Annotated in this window: 22 protein-coding genes; 12 read left to right on the top strand and 10 right to left on the bottom strand. The window is 71.7% G+C overall.

Annotation, left to right across the window (positions count from 1 at the left end):
* Positions 1 to 123: 123 nt before the first annotated feature.
* From FCL41_RS15660 to FCL41_RS15645, 4 genes are all read left to right on the top strand, one after another.
* Positions 124 to 810 (top strand): hypothetical protein, encoded by a 687-nt coding sequence (locus FCL41_RS15660; RefSeq protein ID WP_137064760.1) that lies wholly within the window; start codon positions 124 to 126, stop codon positions 808 to 810.
* Between the two features lie 112 nt (positions 811 to 922).
* Positions 923 to 2,401 carry an MFS transporter gene (locus tag FCL41_RS15655; protein WP_137064761.1) on the top strand — a complete coding sequence of 493 codons (1,479 nt, stop codon included), beginning with the start codon at positions 923 to 925 and terminating at the stop codon, positions 2,399 to 2,401.
* 2 nt (positions 2,402 to 2,403) lie between these two features.
* Entirely contained in the window at positions 2,404 to 4,521 is a 2,118-nt protein-coding gene (locus FCL41_RS15650; protein WP_170970171.1) for a molybdopterin oxidoreductase family protein, read from the top strand.
* On the top strand, positions 4,518 to 5,960 hold the full coding sequence (locus tag FCL41_RS15645) for an FAD-dependent oxidoreductase (RefSeq protein WP_137064762.1): 1,443 nt from the start codon (positions 4,518 to 4,520) through the stop codon (positions 5,958 to 5,960). The genes FCL41_RS15650 and FCL41_RS15645 overlap by 4 nt, the downstream gene beginning before the upstream one ends.
* Before the next feature lie 75 nt (positions 5,961 to 6,035).
* On the opposite strand, the gene FCL41_RS15640 is transcribed toward FCL41_RS15645, so the two are convergent.
* Positions 6,036 to 6,731, bottom strand: coding sequence for a helix-turn-helix transcriptional regulator (locus tag FCL41_RS15640; protein ID WP_137064763.1), 696 nt, complete (start codon positions 6,729 to 6,731; stop codon positions 6,036 to 6,038).
* A 49-nt stretch (positions 6,732 to 6,780) separates the two neighbouring features.
* Here FCL41_RS15640 and FCL41_RS15635 point away from each other — a divergent pair, with 49 nt between their 5' ends.
* The 5 genes from FCL41_RS15635 to FCL41_RS15615 all read left to right on the top strand — a co-directional run bounded on the left by FCL41_RS15635 (position 6,781) and on the right by FCL41_RS15615 (position 12,417).
* Complete coding sequence (locus tag FCL41_RS15635; protein WP_137064764.1) at positions 6,781 to 7,476, top strand: alpha/beta fold hydrolase; 696 nt, start codon at positions 6,781 to 6,783, stop codon at positions 7,474 to 7,476.
* An 87-nt stretch (positions 7,477 to 7,563) separates the two neighbouring features.
* Positions 7,564 to 10,131 carry a nitrite reductase large subunit NirB gene (nirB, locus tag FCL41_RS15630; protein ID WP_137064765.1) on the top strand — a complete coding sequence of 856 codons (2,568 nt, stop codon included), beginning with the start codon at positions 7,564 to 7,566 and terminating at the stop codon, positions 10,129 to 10,131.
* Positions 10,128 to 10,514, top strand: coding sequence for a nitrite reductase small subunit NirD (gene nirD / locus FCL41_RS15625; RefSeq protein ID WP_338088646.1), 387 nt, complete (start codon positions 10,128 to 10,130; stop codon positions 10,512 to 10,514). Before nirB ends, nirD begins: the two co-directional genes overlap by 4 nt.
* 56 nt (positions 10,515 to 10,570) lie before the next feature.
* Positions 10,571 to 11,725: a uroporphyrinogen-III synthase gene (locus FCL41_RS15620; RefSeq protein ID WP_137064766.1), complete on the top strand. Its 1,155-nt coding sequence runs from the start codon at positions 10,571 to 10,573 to the stop codon at positions 11,723 to 11,725.
* Positions 11,725 to 12,417, top strand: coding sequence for a sirohydrochlorin chelatase (locus tag FCL41_RS15615; protein WP_137064767.1), 693 nt, complete (start codon positions 11,725 to 11,727; stop codon positions 12,415 to 12,417). The genes FCL41_RS15620 and FCL41_RS15615 overlap by 1 nt, the downstream gene beginning before the upstream one ends.
* On the opposite strand, the gene FCL41_RS17170 is transcribed toward FCL41_RS15615, so the two are convergent.
* Positions 12,395 to 12,547 (bottom strand): hypothetical protein, encoded by a 153-nt coding sequence (locus FCL41_RS17170; RefSeq protein ID WP_170970172.1) that lies wholly within the window; start codon positions 12,545 to 12,547, stop codon positions 12,395 to 12,397. The genes FCL41_RS15615 and FCL41_RS17170 overlap by 23 nt on opposite strands.
* Positions 12,544 to 12,846: a hypothetical protein gene (locus FCL41_RS15610; protein ID WP_137064769.1), complete on the bottom strand. Its 303-nt coding sequence runs from the start codon at positions 12,844 to 12,846 to the stop codon at positions 12,544 to 12,546. Before FCL41_RS15610 ends, FCL41_RS17170 begins: the two co-directional genes overlap by 4 nt.
* 22 nt (positions 12,847 to 12,868) lie before the next feature.
* Here FCL41_RS15610 and FCL41_RS15605 point away from each other — a divergent pair, with 22 nt between their 5' ends.
* Genes FCL41_RS15605 through FCL41_RS15595 form a run of 3 tightly spaced genes read left to right on the top strand, consistent with a single transcriptional unit; the run spans position 12,869 to position 13,959 of the window.
* Positions 12,869 to 13,051: a hypothetical protein gene (locus FCL41_RS15605; protein WP_137064770.1), complete on the top strand. Its 183-nt coding sequence runs from the start codon at positions 12,869 to 12,871 to the stop codon at positions 13,049 to 13,051.
* Positions 13,048 to 13,296, top strand: a complete 249-nt coding sequence (locus tag FCL41_RS15600) for a hypothetical protein (protein WP_137064771.1) — start codon at positions 13,048 to 13,050, stop codon at positions 13,294 to 13,296. The genes FCL41_RS15605 and FCL41_RS15600 overlap by 4 nt, the downstream gene beginning before the upstream one ends.
* Before the next feature lie 48 nt (positions 13,297 to 13,344).
* Entirely contained in the window at positions 13,345 to 13,959 is a 615-nt protein-coding gene (locus FCL41_RS15595) for a hypothetical protein (protein ID WP_137064772.1), read from the top strand.
* 76 nt (positions 13,960 to 14,035) lie between these two features.
* Here FCL41_RS15595 and FCL41_RS15590 read toward each other — a convergent pair whose 3' ends face one another.
* The 7 genes from FCL41_RS15590 to FCL41_RS15560 form a co-directional block, all read right to left on the bottom strand.
* A complete protein-coding gene (locus tag FCL41_RS15590) occupies positions 14,036 to 15,631 on the bottom strand; it encodes a solute symporter family protein (RefSeq protein WP_137064773.1) in 1,596 nt (531 codons plus the stop codon).
* A 1-nt stretch (position 15,632) separates the two neighbouring features.
* Positions 15,633 to 16,001 carry a DUF485 domain-containing protein gene (locus tag FCL41_RS15585; protein WP_137064774.1) on the bottom strand — a complete coding sequence of 123 codons (369 nt, stop codon included), beginning with the start codon at positions 15,999 to 16,001 and terminating at the stop codon, positions 15,633 to 15,635.
* A 188-nt stretch (positions 16,002 to 16,189) separates the two neighbouring features.
* Positions 16,190 to 17,722 (bottom strand): sodium/solute symporter, encoded by a 1,533-nt coding sequence (locus FCL41_RS15580; protein ID WP_239021679.1) that lies wholly within the window; start codon positions 17,720 to 17,722, stop codon positions 16,190 to 16,192.
* Positions 17,719 to 18,132 (bottom strand): hypothetical protein, encoded by a 414-nt coding sequence (locus FCL41_RS15575; protein WP_137064776.1) that lies wholly within the window; start codon positions 18,130 to 18,132, stop codon positions 17,719 to 17,721. The genes FCL41_RS15580 and FCL41_RS15575 overlap by 4 nt, the downstream gene beginning before the upstream one ends.
* Entirely contained in the window at positions 18,129 to 18,881 is a 753-nt protein-coding gene (locus FCL41_RS15570; RefSeq protein ID WP_137064777.1) for a LytR/AlgR family response regulator transcription factor, read from the bottom strand. The genes FCL41_RS15575 and FCL41_RS15570 overlap by 4 nt, the downstream gene beginning before the upstream one ends.
* Complete coding sequence (locus FCL41_RS15565; RefSeq protein ID WP_137064778.1) at positions 18,878 to 19,999, bottom strand: sensor histidine kinase; 1,122 nt, start codon at positions 19,997 to 19,999, stop codon at positions 18,878 to 18,880. Before FCL41_RS15565 ends, FCL41_RS15570 begins: the two co-directional genes overlap by 4 nt.
* Positions 20,000 to 20,040: 41 nt before the next feature.
* Complete coding sequence (locus FCL41_RS15560) at positions 20,041 to 21,027, bottom strand: class I SAM-dependent methyltransferase (protein ID WP_137064779.1); 987 nt, start codon at positions 21,025 to 21,027, stop codon at positions 20,041 to 20,043.
* Positions 21,028 to 21,048 lie beyond the last annotated feature (21 nt).

The following is a 21,048-nucleotide window of genomic DNA, read 5'->3' as shown; positions in this document are numbered from 1 at the left end:
ACAGTGGGTCGGTAGCCGGGGTCCCGCGAGCGGACTCCTTCGTGCGGCGAACGGTCCGGACAGGCGGGCAGATGAGTAGTCGTACGCCTGTGCCGGGCCCACGTCGTCGCCGAGAGTGGCCCGGTGAACAAGTACCTCAGGGCCCTCGTCGTCCTCGTCGCCGTCCTGGTGCTGCTCCCGCTCGGCGCCTACGTCGTCCACGGGCTCCACGGCGAGGCCCAGCTCTCGTGGGACGAGCGGAGCGCGGCCGCCGAGGTCGAGCGGCAGCTGCCCGCCGCCCGCGAGGTCGCAGCCGACGAGCGCGCTCGCATCGTGTCGAGGCTGTCCGAGGGCACGACGGTGGCGACGTGGCAAGAGGTGCGCTGCACCCTCGACTCGGTCGACGCCGGGTGGATCGTGCAGTCCTACGAGCAGCAGTGCTGGCTCCGCACGGTCGACGTGATGCGGTCGGCGGAGCCCCGGCCGGGCGCTGCAGACGGGTGCACCTCACCTCGGATCGTGGGTGAAGGACGGCCGGCCTACACCTCCAGCGTGCGCACGTACGAAGGGCCGGGTTCCGTCTTCCCCACCTCCTTCGACCGTTCGGCCGACTCCTTCGGGGGGTGCCGCGGAGTTCTCGCGGCGCGTCCGGGCGAGGCCCGCGAAGTGATCAGCGGCAGTCGTCCTGACGGCCTGGCCGGGGACGAGGTCTGGCTCGTGCTCGAGATCGAGACGCCCCTGACCCGCAGTCACCTGGGCTGCCACCCCTGGAAGCTGCCCTTCTGCGAGCGCCCCGGGGACTCACCTGACCTTCCCGACGAGCTGCGGTGAGCACTCCCGTGAGGTTGTGAGGACAAGTTCACAGTTGCGTCGCAGCGCATGCAGAACGCACGAAACCTCCCCCGACGAGCGTGGTGCGCACACCACTGACGGAGGAGAGACCATGAGCACTGCCACCACGCAGCGCCGCACGGGGCGCTGGATCGACGACTGGAGGCCCGAGGACGAGACGTTCTGGGCCGAAGGTGGACAGAAGGTGGCCCGCCGCAACCTGTGGGTCTCCATCTTCGCCGAGCACCTCGGCTTCTCGGTCTGGTTGATCTGGTCGGTCTCCTCGGCGTTCCTGCTGGCGTCGGGCTTCACCTTCACGCCGCAGGAACTCTTCATGCTGGTCGCGCTGCCCAACCTGGTCGGCTCGCTGCTGCGGGTGCCCTACACCCTGGCCGTGCCAGTCTTCGGTGGGCGCAACTGGACGATCGTCTCCGCGCTGCTGCTCCTCATCCCGTCGGGCCTCTTCATCGTCGCGGTGCAGAACCCGGCCACGCCCTACTGGGTCTTCTGCCTGATCGCTGCCACCGCCGGATTCGGCGGCGGCAACTTCGCCTCCTCCATGGCCAACATCAACTTCTTCTACCCGGCCGCCAAGAAGGGCGCCGCCCTCGGCCTCAACGCCGCCGGCGGCAACCTCGGCGTGGCGCTCATCCAGTTCGGCCTTCCGGTCGTCGTCGGTGGCGCGGGCGCCTTCGGCCTGGTCAAGGCCAGCGACGGGGGGCTCCACCTCGAGCGCGCCGGCTGGGTCTACGTCGTCCTCTCGCTCGTCGCGGCCGGCCTCGCCTTCCGCTACATGGACAACCTCTCGACCGCCGAGGCGAAGCCCCGCGAGCAACTGTCCGTGCTCAAGGAGCGCCACACCTGGATCATGGCCGTCCTCTACATCGGCACCTTCGGCTCCTTCATCGGCTACTCCGCGGCCATGCCGCTGCTGATCAAGCTCAACTTCTTCGTGCCCACTCCGGCCCCGCTCGGCACCGGCATCAACTTCGCCTACTACGCCTTCCTGGGCGCCCTGGTCGGCTCGCTCACCCGCCCCTTCGGCGGTTGGCTCGCCGACAAGTACGGCGGTGCCCGCGTCACCGTCCACGTCTTCGGCGCGATGGTGGTCGGCACCCTGGGCGTGCTGTGGACGCTGACCCAGCTCACTCCCAACCCGAGCGCCGACCCGGCGATCGCGCTGGACAACAGAGCCTGGTTTCCCGCGTTCCTCGCCTTCTTCCTCTTCGTCTTCGCCGCCACCGGCATCGGCAACGGCTCCACCTACCGGATGATCCCGACGATCTGGCGCACCAAGGCGCTGGAGTCCTGCGGCGGCAGCGAGGCCGGGCGTACGGCCGCGATCGCGCAGTCGACCAAGTCGGCCTCCGCGGCGATCGGCATCATCGGAGCGGTCGGCGCCATCGGCGGCTTCCTGATCCCGATGATCTTCGGCGCCCCGTGGGTCGAGGACCCGGTCGCCGCCGTGCGCAGCGCCTTCGCCGTCTTCGCCGGCTTCTACGTCGTCTGCGGCTTCGTGACCTGGGCGGTCTATCTCCGTCGCAGCGTGCTGGTCGCGCGCTTCCCGAGCCTCGCCCCCGCAGGAGTCTGAGCGTGTCTCTTGCTGCCGCTGCCCCCTCGCCGACCGGGACCACCACCCACTGCCCCTACTGCTCCCTGCAGTGCGGCATGCGACTGGAGCGCGTCGGACGCACGCTCAACGTCGTCGAGTGGAGCGAGTTCGGTGTCAACGAGGGGGCGCTGTGCCGCAAGGGCCGCACCGCCACCGGCCTGCGGGGCCACCGCGAGCGGCTCACCTCGCCCCTGGTCCGCGACCGGGCGACGGGCGAGTTCCGGGCGGTCAGCTGGGACGAGGCGCTCGACCTGGTCGCGCGGCACCTCACCGAGCTGCAGGCCGAGTCCGGGCGCGACACCGTCGGCGTCTTCGGCGGCGGCGGGCTGACCAACGAGAAGGCGTACGCGCTCGGCAAGTTTGCCCGGACCGTCCTGCGGACCAGCCAGATCGACTACAACGGTCGCTGGTGCATGTCGTCGGCCGCGGCCGCAGGCAACAAGGCCTTCGGGCTCGACCGCGGCCTCCCCTTCCCGTTGAAGGACATCGAGACCGCCGACGTCGTCGTGCTCGTCGGTTCCAACATGGCCGAGACCATGCCCCCCGCGGCCCGTCACCTTGACCGGCTGCGCGCGGCGGGCGGGAAGCTCGTCGTCGTCGACCCACGGCGTACGCCCACGGTCGAGCGCGCCGACCTCGCGCTCCAGCCCGTGCCCGGCACCGACCTCGCGCTGGCGCTCGGAGTGCTGCACCACCTCATCGCCACCGACGCGGTCGACGAGGCCTACGTCGCGGCGCGCACCACCGGCTTCGGCGACGTACGCCGCTCGGTCACCGCGTGGTGGCCCGAGCAGGTCGAGCGGGTCACCGGGGTCCCGGCGGCCGACGTCCGGGCACTCGCCGACCTCCTCGCCGCCCACCCGAGGGCGATGATCCTGACCGCCCGCGGCGCCGAGCAGCACGCGCAGGGCACCGACACCGTGCTGGCCTGGATCAACGTGGCGCTCGCGCTCGGACTCCCGGGTCGTCCCGGCGCCGGCTGGGGCTGCCTCACCGGCCAGGGCAACGGCCAGGGTGGGCGCGAGCACGGCCAGAAGGCCGACCAGCTGCCCGGCTACCGCTCGATCGAGGACCCGGCGGCCCGCGCCCACGTCGCGCACGTGTGGGGCGTGGAGCCCGACTCGATCCCCGGCAAGGGGCGCTCGGCCTACGAGCTGCTGGAGGCGCTCGGCCAGCCCGACGGGCCGCGCGCCCTGTTGGTCTTCGGCTCCAACATCGTGGTCTCCGCGCCGCGCGCCGCCCACGTCACCGAGCGGCTCGCCTCGCTCGACCTGCTGGTCGTCGCCGACATGGTGCTCAGCGAGACCGCCGCGATGGCCGACGTCGTCCTCCCCGTCACGCAGTGGGCGGAGGAGACCGGCACCATGACCAACCTGGAGGGTCGCGTGATCCTGCGGCAGCGCGCGATCACGCCGCCCGAGGGCGTACGCAGCGACCTCGACGTCATCGCCGGGCTGGCCGAGCGGATGGGCCAGCGGCTCGGCCAGAGGCTCGACTTCCCGACCGACCCCGAGAAGGTCTTCGCCGAGCTGGGGCGCGCTTCCGCCGGGGGACTGGCCGACTACTCCGGGATCACGTACGACCGGATCCGCGACGAGCACGGCGTCTTCTGGCCCTGCCCCGCCACGCCCGAGGGAGCGGTGCCGCACCCCGGGACGCCGTACCTCTTCGCCGAGCGCTTCGCCACCCCGGACGGCCGCGCGCGCTGCCACGTCGTCGACCACCGGGGTCCGGCCGAGGTGCCGGACGCCGACTATCCGTTGCACCTGACGACCGGCCGGGTGTTGGCGCAGTACCAGTCCGGTGCGCAGACCCGGCGGATCAAGGAGTTGCCCGACAGCGGTCCGTTCGTGGAGGTGCACCCGCTGGTCGCCGCCCGTCTCGGGATCGAGGACGGATCGCTGGTCACCCTCTCCACCCGTCGCGGTGAGCTGCGGGCACCGGCGAAGGTGGTCAGCACCATCCGCGAGGACACCGTCTTCGTGCCCTTCCACTGGGCCGGCGTCAACCGCCTGGTCAACGACGCCCTCGACCCCACGAGCCGGATGCCGGAGTTCAAGGTCTGCGCGGCCGCGCTCAAGGTCGGAGGCCACCGATGACCTCCGCGGAGCAGCGGCGGATCGTGGTCGTCGGGGCCGGCATGGCCGCTGCCCGCCTGGTCGAGGGACTGGTCGCGCGCGGGCTCGGCCCGCAGGTCACCGTGCTCGGCAAGGAGCACCACGCGCCCTACAACCGGATCCTGCTCTCGGCCGTGCTCGAGGGCACGCACGCGGCCAGGGCGCTGACCCTGCGCGACCCCGCGTGGTTCGCCGAGCACGGCGTCGACCTGCGGCTCGGCGTACGCGTCGTCGGCATCGACCGCGACGCCCGTGAGGTGGAGACCGTCGACGACCTCGGCGTCGAGAGCCGGGTCGCGTACACCGAGCTCGTGCTCGCCACCGGCCTCATCCCCAAGCTGCCGCCCATCCGCGGCGTCGTCGACCGCAAGGGCCACCTGCACCCGAAGGTCCACGCCTTCCGCACGATGGCCGACTGCCGCGACCTGCTCGCCGTGCTGCCCGACGCGAAGCGGGCCGTCGTCGTCGGCGGTGGTCTCCTCGGACTGCAGGTCGCGCGTGCGCTGGCCGGGCGCGGCATCGCCACCGAGATCGTCGAGGGCTCCGAGCACCTGATGAGTCGCCAGCTCTCCGCCCCCGGAGGCAGGGCGTTGGCGCGCGACCTGCGCCGCCTCGGCACCAGCGTCTACACCGGCTCGCGCGCGGTGAGGCTGACCGACGAGGGTCTGGTCCTCGACAACGGCTTCACGCTCTCGACCAACCTCGTCGTCCTCACCGCCGGCGGTCGCCCCGCGATGGCGCTCGCCCGCGACGCCTGCCTGACGGTACGCCGTGGGGTCGTCGTCGACTCCCGGCTCGCGTCCGTCGACGACCCGGCCATCCACGCGATCGGCGACTGCGCCGAGTTCGTCGACGCCGACGGCGTCTCGCGCACCACCGGCTTCGTCTCACCCGCCTGGGAGCAGGCGGCGCTGCTCGCCGAGATCCTGGCGGGGGAGGCGCGTGCCTACCGCGGCTCGCGCAGCGTCGCCCGGCTCCGCGCCACCGACCTCGATGTGGCGGTGCTCGGTGAGCCGGAGGAGGCGGTGGCCGATGAGCGTACGGAGGTCGTGGAGATCTCCAACCCGCTCGCCGGCTCCTACCGCAAGCTCGTGGTGCGACACGGCGTGATCGTGGCCGCCACCCTCGTCGGCGACCTCTCCCACGTCGGGCTCATCACCCAGCACTACGACCGCGGCACCCGCCTCGGGCCGGACGAGCCCGGCGCGCTGCTGCTCCCGCCGCGCCCGACCGCGCCCACCCAGCTGCACGACTCCACCGAGATCTGCTCCTGCGCCGGCGTCAGCGCCGGCGAGATCCGCGCCTGCTCGTCGCTGGAGCAGGTGGTCGAGTCGACGCGCGCGACCACCGGCTGCGGTGGGTGCAAGGAGGCGGTCTGCCAGCTGCTGGAGCAGAAGATCGCGCCGGTGCCGTCGGGGTGACCCGTTCGAAATGATCGGTCGTTCGATCATTCCCAAAAGGTGCCCCGGAGCGGGTGGAGGTGGCCGCCCCGGGGGTCAGCGATCGGTCAGGGACGCGGCAGAGGCCGGGGCCGGACCGACCGCGTCCACCGGGATGAAGGAGGCTCGCTCCGTGGTGAGCCGAGCCCCGACGATGCGGTCGAGCCGGAACCACCTGATCCCGTCGGCCCGTCTGCAGTGGGCCACGAAGTGCCAGTGCCCACGGGCGTACGCCAGCAGGATCGGATCGACCTGGCGCGTGGTCGCGACGCCGTTGCGGTCGACGTAGTCCAGGGTGACGATGCGCATCTCGTTGAGGGCGCGCTCGAGGGAACGCCTCACCCTCCCGCCTCCCGTCACCGGGCTGCCGTCGATCCAGATCCGGTCGGTGAGGGAGGACGCCCGCGCGCGTGAGCTTGCGTCCATCTGCACGAGAGCCTTGTTCAGCACGCCGCGCAGATGGTCCTCGAACGGCTGCCCACGGTGAGCCGCGACGGCCGCCGCCAGACCCGCGACCTCGGACTCGGTGAAGTTGACCGGACCCAGCGACGCGTCCGCATCCACGACGTAGCCGCCGCCCGGGCCCGGTCTCGCCCAGGCCGGGAACCCGGCCTGCTGCAGGGCCGAGATGTCTCGCTTGACCGTCCGGACGCTCACCTCGAAGGTCGCTGCCAGACGTTCTGCTGTGCGTCCGGCCGGGCCAGCGCGCCGCAGCTCCTCACGCAGGGCGTAGAGCCGGTCGGTGCGATTCACGAATAAATGGTGACACACCGGTGACATCGGGAGCCGGGACGATCGGCGCATGTCAACAACATCAGAGTCGATCCTGTTCATCAGCGGCGCCGGACTCCGCGCCTGGGTGTGGGACGACGTACGCGCAGACCTCGACGTGCCCTCCGCGGTGGCCCCGCGGCCGGCGACAGGCTCCGCATCCGTGCGCGATCACGCGGAGGCGGCAATCGCGGCCGTCGGACCCGGCAGCTTCACCGTGGTGGCCCACTCGATCGGCGGTGTCGTGGCCAGCGAGATCCTGGGTCTCGTCCCGGAGCGAGTGAGAGGCGTGCTGGGCCTGTCAGCCGTGATCCCTCGCCCGGGCGGCTCGTTCGTCTCCGCCATGCCCCGCCCGAACAGGTGGGTCCTCCCGCTGCTCCTCCGGCTCAGCGGCACCCGTCCTCCGGAGTCGGTCCTCCGCCGAGGGCTCGGCGACGGTCTCGACGAGGAGCCGCTCGATCGGGTCGTCTCCGAGTTCACCCCGGAGTCGCGCCAGCTCTACCTCGACAGGGTTGCCGGTCACCGTTGGACAGGTCGCACGGGCTACGTGGTGACGTCGCAGGACCGCGAGCTGCCCCGCGCCCTGCAGCAGCGCTTCGCCCAGCAGCTCGGCGGCGACTGGTGCGAAGAGCTCGCTACCGGGCACCTGCCCATGCTCCAGCAGCCGCACGAGACCGCGGCTGCCATCCGTCGCTTCGTCGCTGCAACCGCAGTTGAGAGGTTGTGAGGTGAATGTGCGCGAAGCGAAACAGAAGGTCACCTCAGCGACAACAACGGCTTCATAGCGTCCTTCTCATCAAGGGAAGGAAGAGCCATGACGCACCTGCGCAAGCACCTCGTGGTCGTCGGCCACGGCATGGTCGGCCACCGATTCGTCCAGGCCGCGATCGAGCGGGGTCTCACCGAGACCCACGACATCACCGTGATCGGCGAGGAGCGACTGCCGGCGTACGACCGCGTCGCGCTCACCTCCTTCTTCGAGGTCGGCGCTGACGCCCTGTCGCTGCTGCCGGAGGGTTCCTACGCCGACCCGCGCGTACGCCTGCTCACCGGCACCGAGGTCACCGGCCTGGACGCCGCGGCGAAGACCGTGACGCTGGCCGACGGCGAGGTGCTCGCGTACGACGCGTGCGTGCTGGCCACGGGCGCCGCGCCGTTCGTGCCGCCGGTGCCCGGCCACGACCTGCCCGGCTGCTTCGTCTACCGCACCATCGACGACCTGGAGGCGATCCGCGACGCCGCTGCCACCGCCAAGGTCGGAGCGGTCATCGGTGGTGGCCTGCTCGGCCTGGAGGCGGCCAACGCGCTGGCCCAGCTCGGCCTCGAGACCCACGTCGTCGAGATGGCTCCGCGACTGATGGCCGTGCAGGTCGACGACGCGGGCGGCTCGGTACTGCGCCGCCACATCGAGAAGCTCGGCCTGACCATCCACACCGGCGCCATGACCAAGGGGGTCGTCGAAGCCGAGGGACGCGCCGCCGGACTCATGCTGGCCGACCGCGACGAGCCCGTGCCCGCCGAGGTCGTTGTCTTCTCCGCCGGCATCCGCCCGCGTGACGCCCTGGCCCGCACCGCCGGCCTGGAGGTCGCCGAGCGCGGCGGCGTCCTGGTCGACGAGCAGTGCCGCACTGGCGACCCGTACGTCTACGCGATCGGGGAGTGCGCCGCCCCTGCCGGGAAGATGTACGGCCTGGTCGCCCCCGGCTACGCGATGGCCGAGGTCGTCGCCGACGCCCTGCTCGCCGGCCCCGGCACCTTCACGGGCGCCGACATGTCCACCAAGCTCAAGCTGATGGGCGTCGACGTCGCCTCCTTCGGTGACGCCTTCGCGACCACCCCCGACAGTCTCGAGCTCACCTACTCCGACGCGGTCACCGGCGTCTACAAGAAGCTGGTCATCTCCGACGACGGCACCCGCCTGCTCGGCGGCATCCTCGTCGGCGACGCATCGGCGTACGGGATCCTGCGGCCGATGGCGGCCTCGGGCCTGCCGCTCCCCGCCAACCCCGAGGAGCTGATCCTCCCCGTCAGCAGCGGCACCAGCGTCGAGGTGGGGCTGCCCGACGAGGCGGTGATCTGCTCCTGCAACAACGTCACCAAGGCCGAGATCACGGACCGCGTGGCCCGCGAGGACGACCCGTGCGCGGACGCCGCCTGCGTCACCGCCTGCTCCAAGGCCGGCGGCACCTGCGGCTCCTGCAAGCCGCTGGTCAAGAAGATCGTGGAGGACCACTTCACCTCGGTGGGCAAGGCCGTCGACACATCCCTGTGCGAGCACTTCTCGATGACCCGCGCCGAGCTCTTCGACCTCGTCGCCGTGCATGGCCACACCCGTTTCGACGACGTCGTCGCGGCCCACGGGCGCGGTCGCGGTTGCGAGATCTGCAAGCCGGCGATCGCCTCGATCCTGGCCAGCCTGCTCAACCACCACGTGCTCGACGACGACGCCTTCGCGCTGCAGGACACCAACGACCGCTACCTGGCCAACATCCAGAAGAACGGCTCCTACTCGGTCGTGCCGCGCATCCCCGGCGGCGAGATCACCCCCGAGGGGCTGATCGTGATCGGTGAGGTCGCTCGCGACTTCGGGCTCTACACGAAGATCACCGGCGGGCAGCGGATCGACCTCTTCGGCGCCCGCATGGAGGACCTGCCGGCGATCTGGACGCGGCTGGTCAACGCCGGCTTCGAGTCCGGCCACGCCTACGGCAAGTCGCTGCGCACGGTGAAGTCGTGCGTCGGCTCGACCTGGTGCCGCTTCGGGGTGCAGGACTCCACCTCGATGGCGATCGCGCTGGAGCTGCGCTACCGCGGCCTGCGCTCACCCCACAAGTTCAAGGGCGGCGTCTCCGGCTGTGCCCGTGAGTGCGCGGAGGCGCGGGGCAAGGACTTCGGCGTCATCGCCACCGAGAAGGGCTGGAACCTGTACGTCGGCGGCAACGGCGGCGCGGTCCCGGCGCACGCGCAGCTGCTGGCCGGCGACCTCGACGACGAGACGCTCATCCGCTACCTGGACCGCTTCCTCATGTACTACATCCGTACCGCCGACCGCCTCCAGCGCACCTCCACCTGGGTCGCCTCGCTCGACGGCGGGCTGGAGCGGGTGCGCGAGGTCGTCGTCGACGACGCCCTGGGCCTGGGCAGCGAGCTGGAGGCGGCGATGGCGCGCCACGTGGGGACGTACTTCGACGAGTGGAGGGCGACGCTCGACGACCCGGCCAAGCTGGCCCGCTTCACCTCCTTCGTCAACGCCCCCGACGTGCCCGACCCGCACATCTCCTTCGACACCCAACGGGACCAGATCGTGCCGGCGGAGTCGAGCGGACCGGTCCTGGTCGCCGCCACGATCGGTGTCGGCGCCCCCGTGGGCGGTGCCCGGTGAACGGCTCGCAGGCGGAGGCCGGTCCACTGACCCCGACGATGGTCGGCGTCTGCCGCGTCGACCAGGTGCCCGTCGACGGTGGCGTTGCTGCCCTCGTGGGTGGTCGGGCCATCGCCATCTTCCGGACATTCGACGGAAACGTCTTCGCAACCTCCAACTACGACCCTTGCTCACGTGCCTCGGTGATGTCGCGGGGGATCGTCGGCTCCAGGGGCGACGCGACCTACGTGGCCTCACCGATGCACAAGCAGGCCTTCGACCTCCGCTCCGGCGTCTGCCTCGACGACGAGACGGTGCGGCTCCCGGTCCACGACGTCCGCGTCGTCGACGGCGTCGTGTGGGTGGGGGAGGAGGTCACGGTCGCGGGAGGAGGTGGCGCGTGACGCCGCGGGAGACACCAGTGGGCTCGGCCCCACCCCTGCCGCGAGACCATGGAGGCATGGTCTCCGCTGACGCCTCCCCCGACGTCTCCACCGAGCCAGAGGATCAGCCCTCGCTGCACGGCTTCCGGATCGGGGTCACCGCCGCCCGCAAGGTGGAGGAGCAGATCCAGCTCTTCACCCGCCGCGGAGCCGAGGTCGTCTGGGGCCCTGCGCTCTCGCTGGAGCCGAACCTGGTCGACGCCGACGCGCTGCGCGCCGCCACCGAGCGGGTGCTCGCCGAGCCCGTCGACATCTTCCTCGCCACCACAGGCGTCGGGATGAAGGGCTGGTTCTCCGCCACCCAGGAGTGGGGCCTGTACGACGCGCTGGTCGCCGGCCTCGGCCAGGCCGAGATCTTGGCCCGCGGCCCCAAGAGCATGGGCGTGCTGCGTCGCCACGGACTGCGCGAGCTCTGGTCGCCCGACTCCGAGTGCTTCGACGACGTGCTCGCCCACCTGCGCGGGCGCGACCTCACGGGCAGGCGGATCGTCGTGCAGGAGCACGGCCAGGACCTCTCCATGGTCGCCCACGCGCTACGCCGTCAGGGCGCCCGCGTGGAGACGGTGGCGATCTACCGGGTGGAGCGCGCGGAGGACCCGGCCCGGCTCTTCGCGCTGATCGACCAGATCGCCGACTGCTCCCTCGACGCGGTCACCTTCACCGCCGCCCCGGCCGTCGCCGCCCTCATGGAGGCTGCCGCCTCGGTCGGCCGCCGCGACGAGGTGGTCTCCGCCTTCCAGTCCGACGTGCTCGCCTGCTGCGTCGGCCCGGTCGCCGCCGCTGCCTTCGAGCGCCACGGCGTCCCGACCGTCTATCCCGAGCGCTCCCGCCTCGGGGCCATGGTCCGGCTGCTCGAGACTGAGCTGCCGCTGCGTCGTCAGGGTTTCTCGATCGGCCTGGCGACCGGGTCGACGCTGCTCCTGCACGGTGACGCGGTGCTGCTCGACGGTGCCGAGGTGCACCTGTCGGGGTCGCCGCTGGCGGTGCTCAACGCGCTGGTCACCAACCCTGGCCAGGTGGTCTCGCGGGCCGACCTGCTGGCCCACCTGCCGAGCGGCGGAGCTGGCTCCGAGCACGCCGTCGAGATGGCGGTCGCGCGCCTCCGCTCGGCGCTCGGCACCCGCGCGGTGCAGACCGTGATCAAGCGCGGCTACCGGTTGGCGGTGCAGTGATGGATCAACCCACGCTGCCGGTCCGTCACCTGGTCACGGTCGCCCACGGCACCCGGCACGCTCCCGGCAACGAGGTCGCCCGCGAGCTGACCGTGCTGGCCGGCGACCTGCTCGGGGTGCCGGCGACGACCACCTACGTCGAGCTCTGCGAGCCGCTGCTCGCCGACGTGATGGCCGAGGTCGCCGCCCCGTCGGTGGTGGTACCGCTGCTGCTGTCGACCGGTTTCCACATGTCCACCGACCTGCCCAACGCCGTCGACCGGGCCGGGGTGCCGGTCTCCCTGGCTCCCGCGCTGGGGCCCGACCCGATGCTGGCCCGGGTGCAGGTGGTCCGGCTGCTGCTGGCTGGTGCACAACCCGGTCAGGACGTCGTGATGGTGGCGGCCGGATCCCGCGACCGCGCCGCCGTCGCCGACCTGGAGCAGGCCCGCGACCACCTCGCCGCGGCGTGGACGGGCAGCGTACGCCTGGCGGCGCTGGCGGGTCCGCTGCCGCGTCCCGTCGACGTCGTACGCCCCGGCGACGCCGTCTCGCCCTACCTGCTGGCCGAAGGGTTCTTCGCCGGACGGGTGCGCGACGAGTGCTACGAGGCCGCCGTGGTGGCGCCCGTGCTGGGGCCGCACCCGCTGATCGCAGAGCTCATTGCCGAGCGGGCTCGGGCGGCGGTCCTCAGCGCCGCGCCTGTCGCCTGAAGCCTCGAACGAGGGCAGCGAGCTCGGGGTCCTGGGCCGCCTCGGCGAGATCCTCGGCGACGAACACCGTCGCGGATTCACCCTCGGCGGCGGTCAGCACGATGGCCTGCGCGGGAGGTACGTCCTTCAACCCGAAGACGTCACGGGGGGTGCGTCGGACTCCGACCCCGGGCACGGGCCGAAGGTCCCCTCGCCGACGCGACCTCCCCGCTCCACGGGGGTGTCGCCGATGAGGAGCATGCGGTAGGGCCTTCCCTCGAAGACCACCGGCAGCATGCAGTCGGTCTCCGTCACTGTCGCGCTGGGACTCGCGGTGGGGCTCGCGGTGGGGGTGGAGAGCGGAGCAGGAGTGAGGGACTCCGCGGCTAGGCCGGACTCGGGCTCGGCAGCGCATCCGGCGAGCGGGGTGATCAGGAACGCGGCGGTCACGAGACCCAGGATCGTTTTCGACATGACCCTGGGACGCGGTGCGGTGTGGTCGGGTTCCCCTCACGTGCGCAACGAAGCACGCGAGCACACGCTGAGCATCGGTCAGCTCGAGCCGGTCGAGCACCGCATGCACCACGCTCGCGGGCTGCTGGCCAGCAGCCTCCGCCACCCGGACCGGAGCGGCGCTCCTCGATCCCCGCCGTGATGCACGCCTTCGACACGTCCACCGGGTGCTTCCGCTGCCGATGCCACAACTCCACCAACGCGTTCGGAAAGGGCAAGTTCAAGCACGTCGGCAAGAAGCGCTGCAAGAACCTGCTTGGCGGGGCCGGTTGGAAGGTGATCATCAACGGCGAGGTCTTCGCCAGCTCGGCTGAGGCACCACAGACGACGGCTCGTTGCCCCACGAGGCGACGGGCCGCCCTGTCTGCGACGCCCTCGACATGGTGAGTACCTGGACGCAGGACGCGGGGCCTCGAATGCGGCAGTCTCCTCGCCATGACGCAGACACCTGGGGCGATGCCCGCTTCCGAGACCGCTCCCGACGCCGGAGCGACTGCCCGGCGGAGACACCCGCTGCGGCTCGCCGGGTTCGGTGTGGTGCTGCTGCTCCTGGCGCCGATCGTCTGGTTCGTGGGCGCCTACGCCTACTACGGCCACCACTGGAGCGGGACGACGGTGCTCGACGACGGTGAGCCCGTCGCGATCCAGGTCACCGGAGGTCAGGAGTACCTGTTGTGGGGCGAGGGGTGGGACCTCGACTGCACCGTCGTCGACGAGGCCGGCGCCCCGGTGCCGCTGCGGGCGCCGACGCACCAGTGGAGGAGGAACGACGGGGCGCTGTTCTACGAGGCTCACGCCGCCTTCGTGACCGGCGACGGCGCCGTCGAGGTGACCTGCCCGAAGCCGCCCCCGACGTACGAGGACGGCATGGAGGTCGAGATGTCCCGGATGCACGTGTACGTCGAGAGGGAGCCGTGGTGGCCGCCGTTCCTCGACGGCTTCTTCGATCGATCGGTGCTGGCGCCGCTCATCACGGGGTTGGTGGGAGTCGGGCTCCTGGTCGCCTCCTTCGTGAGCTGGCGCCGCGTACGCCGTACCGCCGCTGGGTGAGTCGACCTTGCATGACGAAGGGCCCGCCGCACGAGGAGTGCGGCGGGCCCTTCGCGGTGCCGTCGTACGAGGTGGGTCAGTGCTTGAGCGCCCCCTCCGCACCCGCGCCGGTCAGGGCACGGACCTCGAGCTCGATGTAGCGCTCGCTCGCCTTCGGGTCCTTCGAGGTGACCGAGCCGATGAAGCCGAAGAGGAAGCCCAGCGGGATGGAGACGATGCCGGGGTTCTGCAACGGGAACCAGGCGAAGTCGACGCCGGTGAGCAGCGAGGTCTCCGAGCCGGACATGACCGGCGAGAAGATGACCAGGCCGACCGCGGAGATCAGGCCGCCGTAGATGCTCCACACGGCGCCGCGGGTGTTGAAGCCGCGCCAGAAGAGGTTCATCAGGATGGCCGGCAGGTTGGCCGAGGCCGCCACCGCGAAGGCCAGCGCCACCAGGAAGGCGATGTTGAGGCTCTGCGCCGGGATCGCCAGCAGGATGGCCACCAGGCCGATGACGCCCGCGGCGATGCGGGAGACCTTCATCTCCTCCTGCTCGGTCGCCTCACCGTTGCGGAAGACCGGGTTCCACACGTCGTGGGCCACCGACATCGACGAGGTCAGTGTGAGTCCCGCGACCACCGCCAGGATGGTGGCGAACGCGACCGCAGCGATCAGGGCCAGCATGACCGCGCCGCTGGTCGAGCCGATGCCGCCGCCGACCTCTTCCGCCAGCTTCGGCGCCGCCAGGTTGCCGGCCACGTCGTAGTCGCTCTTCTGCAGCAGGGCCGCGGCACCGAAGCCGAGGACCAGCGTGAAGAGGTAGAAGGTGCCGATCAGGCCGATCGCCCACAGCACCGACTTGCGGGCGGTCTGCGAGGTGGGCGTCGTGTAGAAGCGGATCAGGATGTGCGGCAGACCCGCGGTGCCCAGGACCAGGGCGATGCCCAGCGAGATGAAGTCGATCTTGCTGGTCAGCGTCGCGCCGTAGCGCAACCCCGGCTCGAGGAACGCCTGGCCGGAACCGGAGTTGCTCGCGGCCGAGCCGAGCAGGTCGGAGATGTTGAAGTCGAACTGGATCAGCACCAGCACCACGACCAGCGCCGAGCCCGCCATCAGCAGCACGGCCTTGATCATCTGGACGTACGTCGTGCCCTTCATGCCGCCGACGGTGACGTAGAAGACCATCAGTGCGCCGACGACGAAGATCGTCAGGTTCTTCACCGCGCCGGAGTCGATGCCGAGCAGCAGCGCCACCAGGGCGCCCGCGCCGACCATCTGGGCGAGGAGGTAGAAGATCGAGACGACGACCGTCGAGGTGGCCGCCGCGGTGCGGACCGGACGCTGGCGCATCCGGTAGGCGAGCTGGTCGGCCATCGTGTAGCGACCGGAGTTGCGCAGCACCTCCGCGACCAGCAGCAGGGCCACCAGCCAGGCGACCAGGAAGCCGATCGAGTAGAGGAAGCCGTCGTAGCCGTAGAGCGCGATGGCTCCGGTGATGCCCAGGAACGAGGCCGCCGACATGTAGTCGCCGCCGATCGCCAGTCCGTTCTGCAAGCCGGAGAAGCCGCGGCCGCCGGCGTAGTAGTCGTCGGTGCCGGAGGTCTGCCGGCTGGCGCGCAGCGTCACGTAGATCGTGAGCAGCACGACCAGCAGGAAGAGGCCGGAGGTGAGGATCTGGTTGCCGTCCATGTCAGACCTCGGTCTTTCCGGGAGCCGTACGTCCGGCGAGCTCCGCGTCGTACTCCTCGCGCAGCTGGGTGGCCAGCGGGTCGAGGTAGGTGTTGGAGTAGCGGCTGTAGAGGAACGCGATGCCGAACGTGCTCACGAACTGCAGCAGCCCGAAGACCAGCGCCACGTTGATGTTGCCGAAGAGGATGTGGTTCATGAAGTCGGACGCGAACATCGACATCACGACGTACAGCGCGTACCACCCCAGGAAGACGACGGTGGCCGGGATGATGAAGCGGCGGTAGAGGTGTCGCAGCTGCGCGAACTCGTCCTTCGCCGCCAGATGGTCGTAGATCGGGTCGTGCCTCTCTGGGCGATCGGGTGAACTCACGGGGCTCTCCTGGCTGATGGGCCGCGATGCGGCGGCGGAGTGTGACACCGCTCACCGTGGCGCAGGTCACACGGCGGCGTCACCCTCCCGCCACGGCCTGCGCGGTCAACGGAAACCGCGCGTCGCCCAACGGTCGGGCCAGGCCGACGAACGGTCGGTCCGGCTGGAGCTGGGTCGCGGCGCGAGCCTCAGCCGCGGTCCAGACGGACGTCCTCCGGCGTGTGCAGCCGCACCATGAAGCGCCGCGCCGGGCTCCTGCGGCCACCGCCGAAGCGGCTCACCAGGACCATTGTGGCGAAGGCCGCCGGCACGCTCCACGCGGCGGGTGAGCCGAGCAGCACCGACCACCAGGTCTCCGTCTGCGCCACCACGAGGGTCCAGACGACACCCGTCCCCGAGGCGACGCCCCCGACCGCGAGGCCAGCCAGCGCGCCGCGAGCGGTCAGCCCCTGCCACCAGATCCCCAGCACCAGCAGGGGGCAGAACGTGGAGGCGGCCACCGCGAACGCGAGCCCGACCATCCGGGCCACCGACACGTCGACGCCGACCAGCGCGACCAGGGCCGGCACCAGGACCGCGAGCACCGCGCCCACGCGGAAGGCAGCGATGCCGCTGAGCCGCGTACGCCCGAACCTGCGGCGGGTGACGTCCTGGCCGAGCACCCCGGCCACCGCGATGGTGAGGCCCGAGGCCGTCGACAGGAAGGCCGCGAAGGCGCCCGCGGCGAGCAGCCCCGTGAGCACCTCCCCGCCCCAGCCCGGCAGCATCACCCGGGGCAGCTCCAGGAGCAGCGAGTCGGTCTGCAAGGGGGTGGAGAGCCGGTCGGCGTAGACCCGGCCCAGCCCGCCGTAGATGGGTGGCAGCAGGTAGAAGGCGGCGAGCAGGGCCAGCACGACGAGCGTCGTGCGGCGGGCGCCTCGACCGTCGGGGTTGGTGTAGAAGCGCACCACCACGTGGGGCAGCCCCATGGTGCCGAGGAAGGTCGCGGCGATCACCGAGTAGGTCACGTAGAGCCCCTGGGCGCCGGCGCCGATGGGCTGTGACCACTCGACCGCGTTCGCCGTGCTGCCGGCGATCGGTCCGACGTCGGCCGGGTTGACCGCGCCGTCGCCCACCCACACCACGAGCAGCACCGCTGCCGGCACGAGCAGCGCGGTGAGCTTCAACCAGTACTGGAACGCCTGGACGAAGGTGATCGAGCGCATCCCACCGCCCACCACGTTGGCGACCACGACCAGCGCGACCACCGCCGTGCCGACCCAGGCCGGCGCCCCGACCGCGGCCCGCAGGATCAGGCCGGCCCCGTGGAACTGCGGCAGCAGGTAGAGCCACCCGATCGCCACCACCAGCAGCGAGCAGACCGCTCGTACGCGTCGCGACTCCAGCCGCGCCTCGGCGAAGTCGGGCAACGTGTAGGCGCCCGAGCGGCGCAACGGGGCCGCGACCAGGACCAGCAGGACCAGGTAGCCGGCGGTCCAGCCGACCGGGTACCAGAGCATGTCGGCGCCGAAGACCAGCACCAGCCCGGCGACGCCGAGGAAGGAGGCGGCGGAGAGGTACTCACCGCCGATCGCCGAGGCGTTGAGGGCCGGGCGCACCGTGCGCGACGCCACCATGAAGTCGCTGGTGGTGCGGGAGAACCGCACCCCCCACCCGCCGATGCCCAGCGTCGCGACCACGACCGCGACCACGCCGACCAAGGCCGCCCACGACTCGATCACCGCGGCGCCCTGGGGTCGTCGTCGGGTTCGTCGTCCGGGTCGTCGTGCCCGACCAGGGCGCTGAACGCGCGCTCGTTGGCCTCGGCGCGTCGTACGTAGAACCATCCCAGCCCCAGCAGCAGGGGATGCACGAGCACCCACAGCAGCAGGTAGGCCAGCGGGATCCCGAACCAGCGCACGTCGGCCAGGGCGGGGAGCAGGCGGAAGACCAGCGGCAGCGACCCGAGCACCGCGCCCAGCACGATCAGCACGCGCACGGCCAGGCGGCGCTGCTCCCCGACCAGGCTGCCGATCAGGATCGCCCCGATCCGGGTGCCCTCGTCGATGTCACCGGTGCCGGGGCGCCGCGTCTGTGCCGCACGCCGTGGGGGTCCGGTGACCCGGACCCGCTCGGGCGGGGTGGCGCTCACGGCTGCGCGCGCCGCTTCAGCAGCATCTGCCGCAGGGCGCGGGTGTGGCGCCGGCTCACGGTGAGCTCGGCGCCCGGGACGACGACGGTGCAGCGGCCCTGGTCCATGCGGACCTCGTCGATGTGGGCCAGCGCCACGAGCAGCGAGCGGTGGATCCGCACGAACCCGGCGTCGGCCCACTCAGCCTCCAGCTGCGAGAGCGGCGCCCGCAGCAGGTGGGAGACGGCGCCGGTGTGCAGGCGTACGTAGTCACCCTGCGCCTCGACGTGGGTGATGTCGCGTCGGCTGACGAAGCGGGTCACGCCGCCGAGCTCGACCGCGATCTGCTCGTCGCTGGTGGCGGGGGCGGGTGAGGAGCCCTCGACGACGCGGCGTACGGCCTCGGCCAACCGCGCCTCCCGCACCGGCTTGAGGACGTAGTCGACCGCGGCCAGCTCGAAGGCGTCGACCGCATGCTGCTCGTGGGCGGTGACGAAGACGATCGGCGGCGGCGTCCGGAAGCGCGCCAGGACCTGGGCCATCTCCAGACCCGTGAGGCCCGGCATCGAGATGTCGAGGAAGGCGGCGTCGACGTCGGTCTCGCGCAGCATCCGCAACGCTTCGGTGGCCGAGTCGCAGGTCAGTACGCTGCCCACCCGCGGGTCGCGCGAGAGCAGGTAGGCGAGCTCGTCGAGGGCGGGGCGCTCGTCGTCGACCACGAGCACCCGCAGGCCACTCGACGCGGCGGATCCGTTGGCGCTGGCGTTCATGAGTGCACTCCGGGGGCGAACTTGGGCACCCGCACCACGACCTTCGTGCCGGCGCCGGGGGCGGTCTCCACGACGAGACCGTACTCGTCGCCGAAGGCGTTGCGCAGCCGGGCGTCCACGTTGCCCAGGCCGACCGAGTCCAGCGAGGTGTCACCGGCAAGCGCACGGCGGACCCGGTCGGGGTCCTCGCCGACGCCGTTGTCCTCGACCTCGATCAGGCACTCGTGCCCGAGGTCCTTGGCGGTGATCGAGAGGTGGCCGGTGCCCTCGACGGACTCCAGGCCGTGACGCACCGCGTTCTCCGCGAGCGGCTGGATGCACAGGAACGGCACTGTCACGCCCAGGACCTCGGGCGCCACGCGCAGGGTCACCTGGAGCCGCTCGCCGAAGCGGGCCTGCTCGAGCATCAGGTAGCGCTCGATGGAGCGCAGCTCCTCGGCCAGCGTCGTGAACTCGCCGTGGCTGCGGAAGGAGTAGCGGGTGAAGTCGGCGAACTCCAGCAGCAGCTCGCGGGCCCGGTCGGGGTCGGTACGCACGAAGCTGGCGATCGCCCCGAGCGAGTTGTAGACGAAGTGCGGGCTGATCTGGGCACGCAGCGCGCGGACCTCCGCCTCCATGGCGCGGCGCCGCTCGGCGTCGAGCTCGGCGAGCTCGAGCTGCCCGCTCACCCACTGGGCGACCTCGTGCACGGCGAGCAGCAGCCCGGCGCTCGGCTCCGGCGCCATGGCGAGCAGCACCCCGACCGTACGTTCCTCGACGGTGAGCGGGGTGGCGAGGGCGTGGCGCACCGGGCACCCCGGGTTGTCGCACGCCAGGCCGGTGGGGTCGGTGGCGCCGGTGTCGCCGCGCTCGACGGTGCGGGCGATGAGGTCGGCGACCTGCGGGGCGTGGTGGCCGCCGAGACCGTCCCACGCCAGCAGCCCGCCGGGGTCGGCCAGCGCGACGGCAGGCGTGCCGAGCAGGGTGCGCAGGTGCTTGACCGAGCGCTCGGCGCTGTCCTTGGTCAACCCCTCGCGCAGGGCGGGGGAGGCCAACGAGATGGTGTGCAGCGTCTGGAAGGTGGCACGGTCGGCCTCGGAGCCCAGAGGTGGGCGTCGGGGGAGGCGGAGCCAGCTCATGGCATGAACCTACTGCCGCGCTCTGCCGGACGAGGCGTCCGTCAGGAGAAGTCGATCAGCAGCATGTCGGTGTCAGTGCCGTCGGAGGTGAAGAGGTCGGCGTCGAAGCGGAACTTCGTCGGCGCCTCCTGCTCGCCCTGCTCCGCGCTGGAGTCGGCGGTGCTGCCGTTCGCTGCTCCCGCCGCCACCGCGACTCCGGCGACGCCGGCGACCGGACCGGTGCCCGAGGTGATCCGCAGTGCGTCGGTGCCGTCGTCGAAGAGGCCGGGCTGGTGCACCACCTGGGTGCGCAGGGCGTGGACGCGGTAGGGCAGCTGCATGCCGTCCATGCCGCGGCCGTAGTCGGCGTAGAAGGCCCGCACCTCCGCCACCGCGCGGTCCCGCGCCTCGGCCGAGAGCCCCGCCACCCAGGAGCGCGACAGGACGAGGTCGGCGACCGTCTCGCGGTCGATGTCCTGCCAGACGGTCCAGCTCGCCTCCTCCACGAAGCTGAAGAGGGGGGAGTGCAGCAGGCGTTCGGTGATCGTGGCCGTGCGCGGCTCGTTGTCACGGGCGCCAACGGGGCCCTCCAGGAAGGCGCCGAGGCGGCGCACCCACGGGATCCGGGTGTCGCGCTCGTGCCAGACCACGCTGAGGTGGCCGCCGGTCTTGAGTGCCTTGGCGATCACCGGCAGCGTGGTGTCGAGGTCGAACGAGGTGAACGCGGTCGAGCAGACCACGGCGTCGACCGAGCGGTGGCGCAGCTCCAGCTCCTCGACGGTGCCCTGCGTGAACGGCACCGAGGGGACCCGCGAGTGCAGCACCTCCAGCATTGCCGCGTCGCGGTCGACCGCGTGCACGGCGTGGCCGGCGGCGACGAGCTGCTCGGTCAGCTTGCCGATGCCGGCGCCGACCTCCAGCACGGTCTTGGCCTGGCCGGGCACGAGCCAGTCGACGCACTCGCGGGGGTAGCCGGGGCGACCGTGCACATGAGCCAGAGCCACGCTGCGTGCGCCGCGCGGCTCCTCCGGGGGTCGTTCGCTCGCCATTGCCGCAAGGCTACTAGCGTT

The organism is Nocardioides jishulii, assembly GCF_006007965.1.
Classification (GTDB): Bacteria; Actinomycetota; Actinomycetes; order Propionibacteriales; family Nocardioidaceae; genus Nocardioides; species Nocardioides jishulii.
The sequence above is the reverse complement of the archived record's forward strand: the minus strand, read 5'-3'. Positions and strand labels throughout refer to the sequence as shown.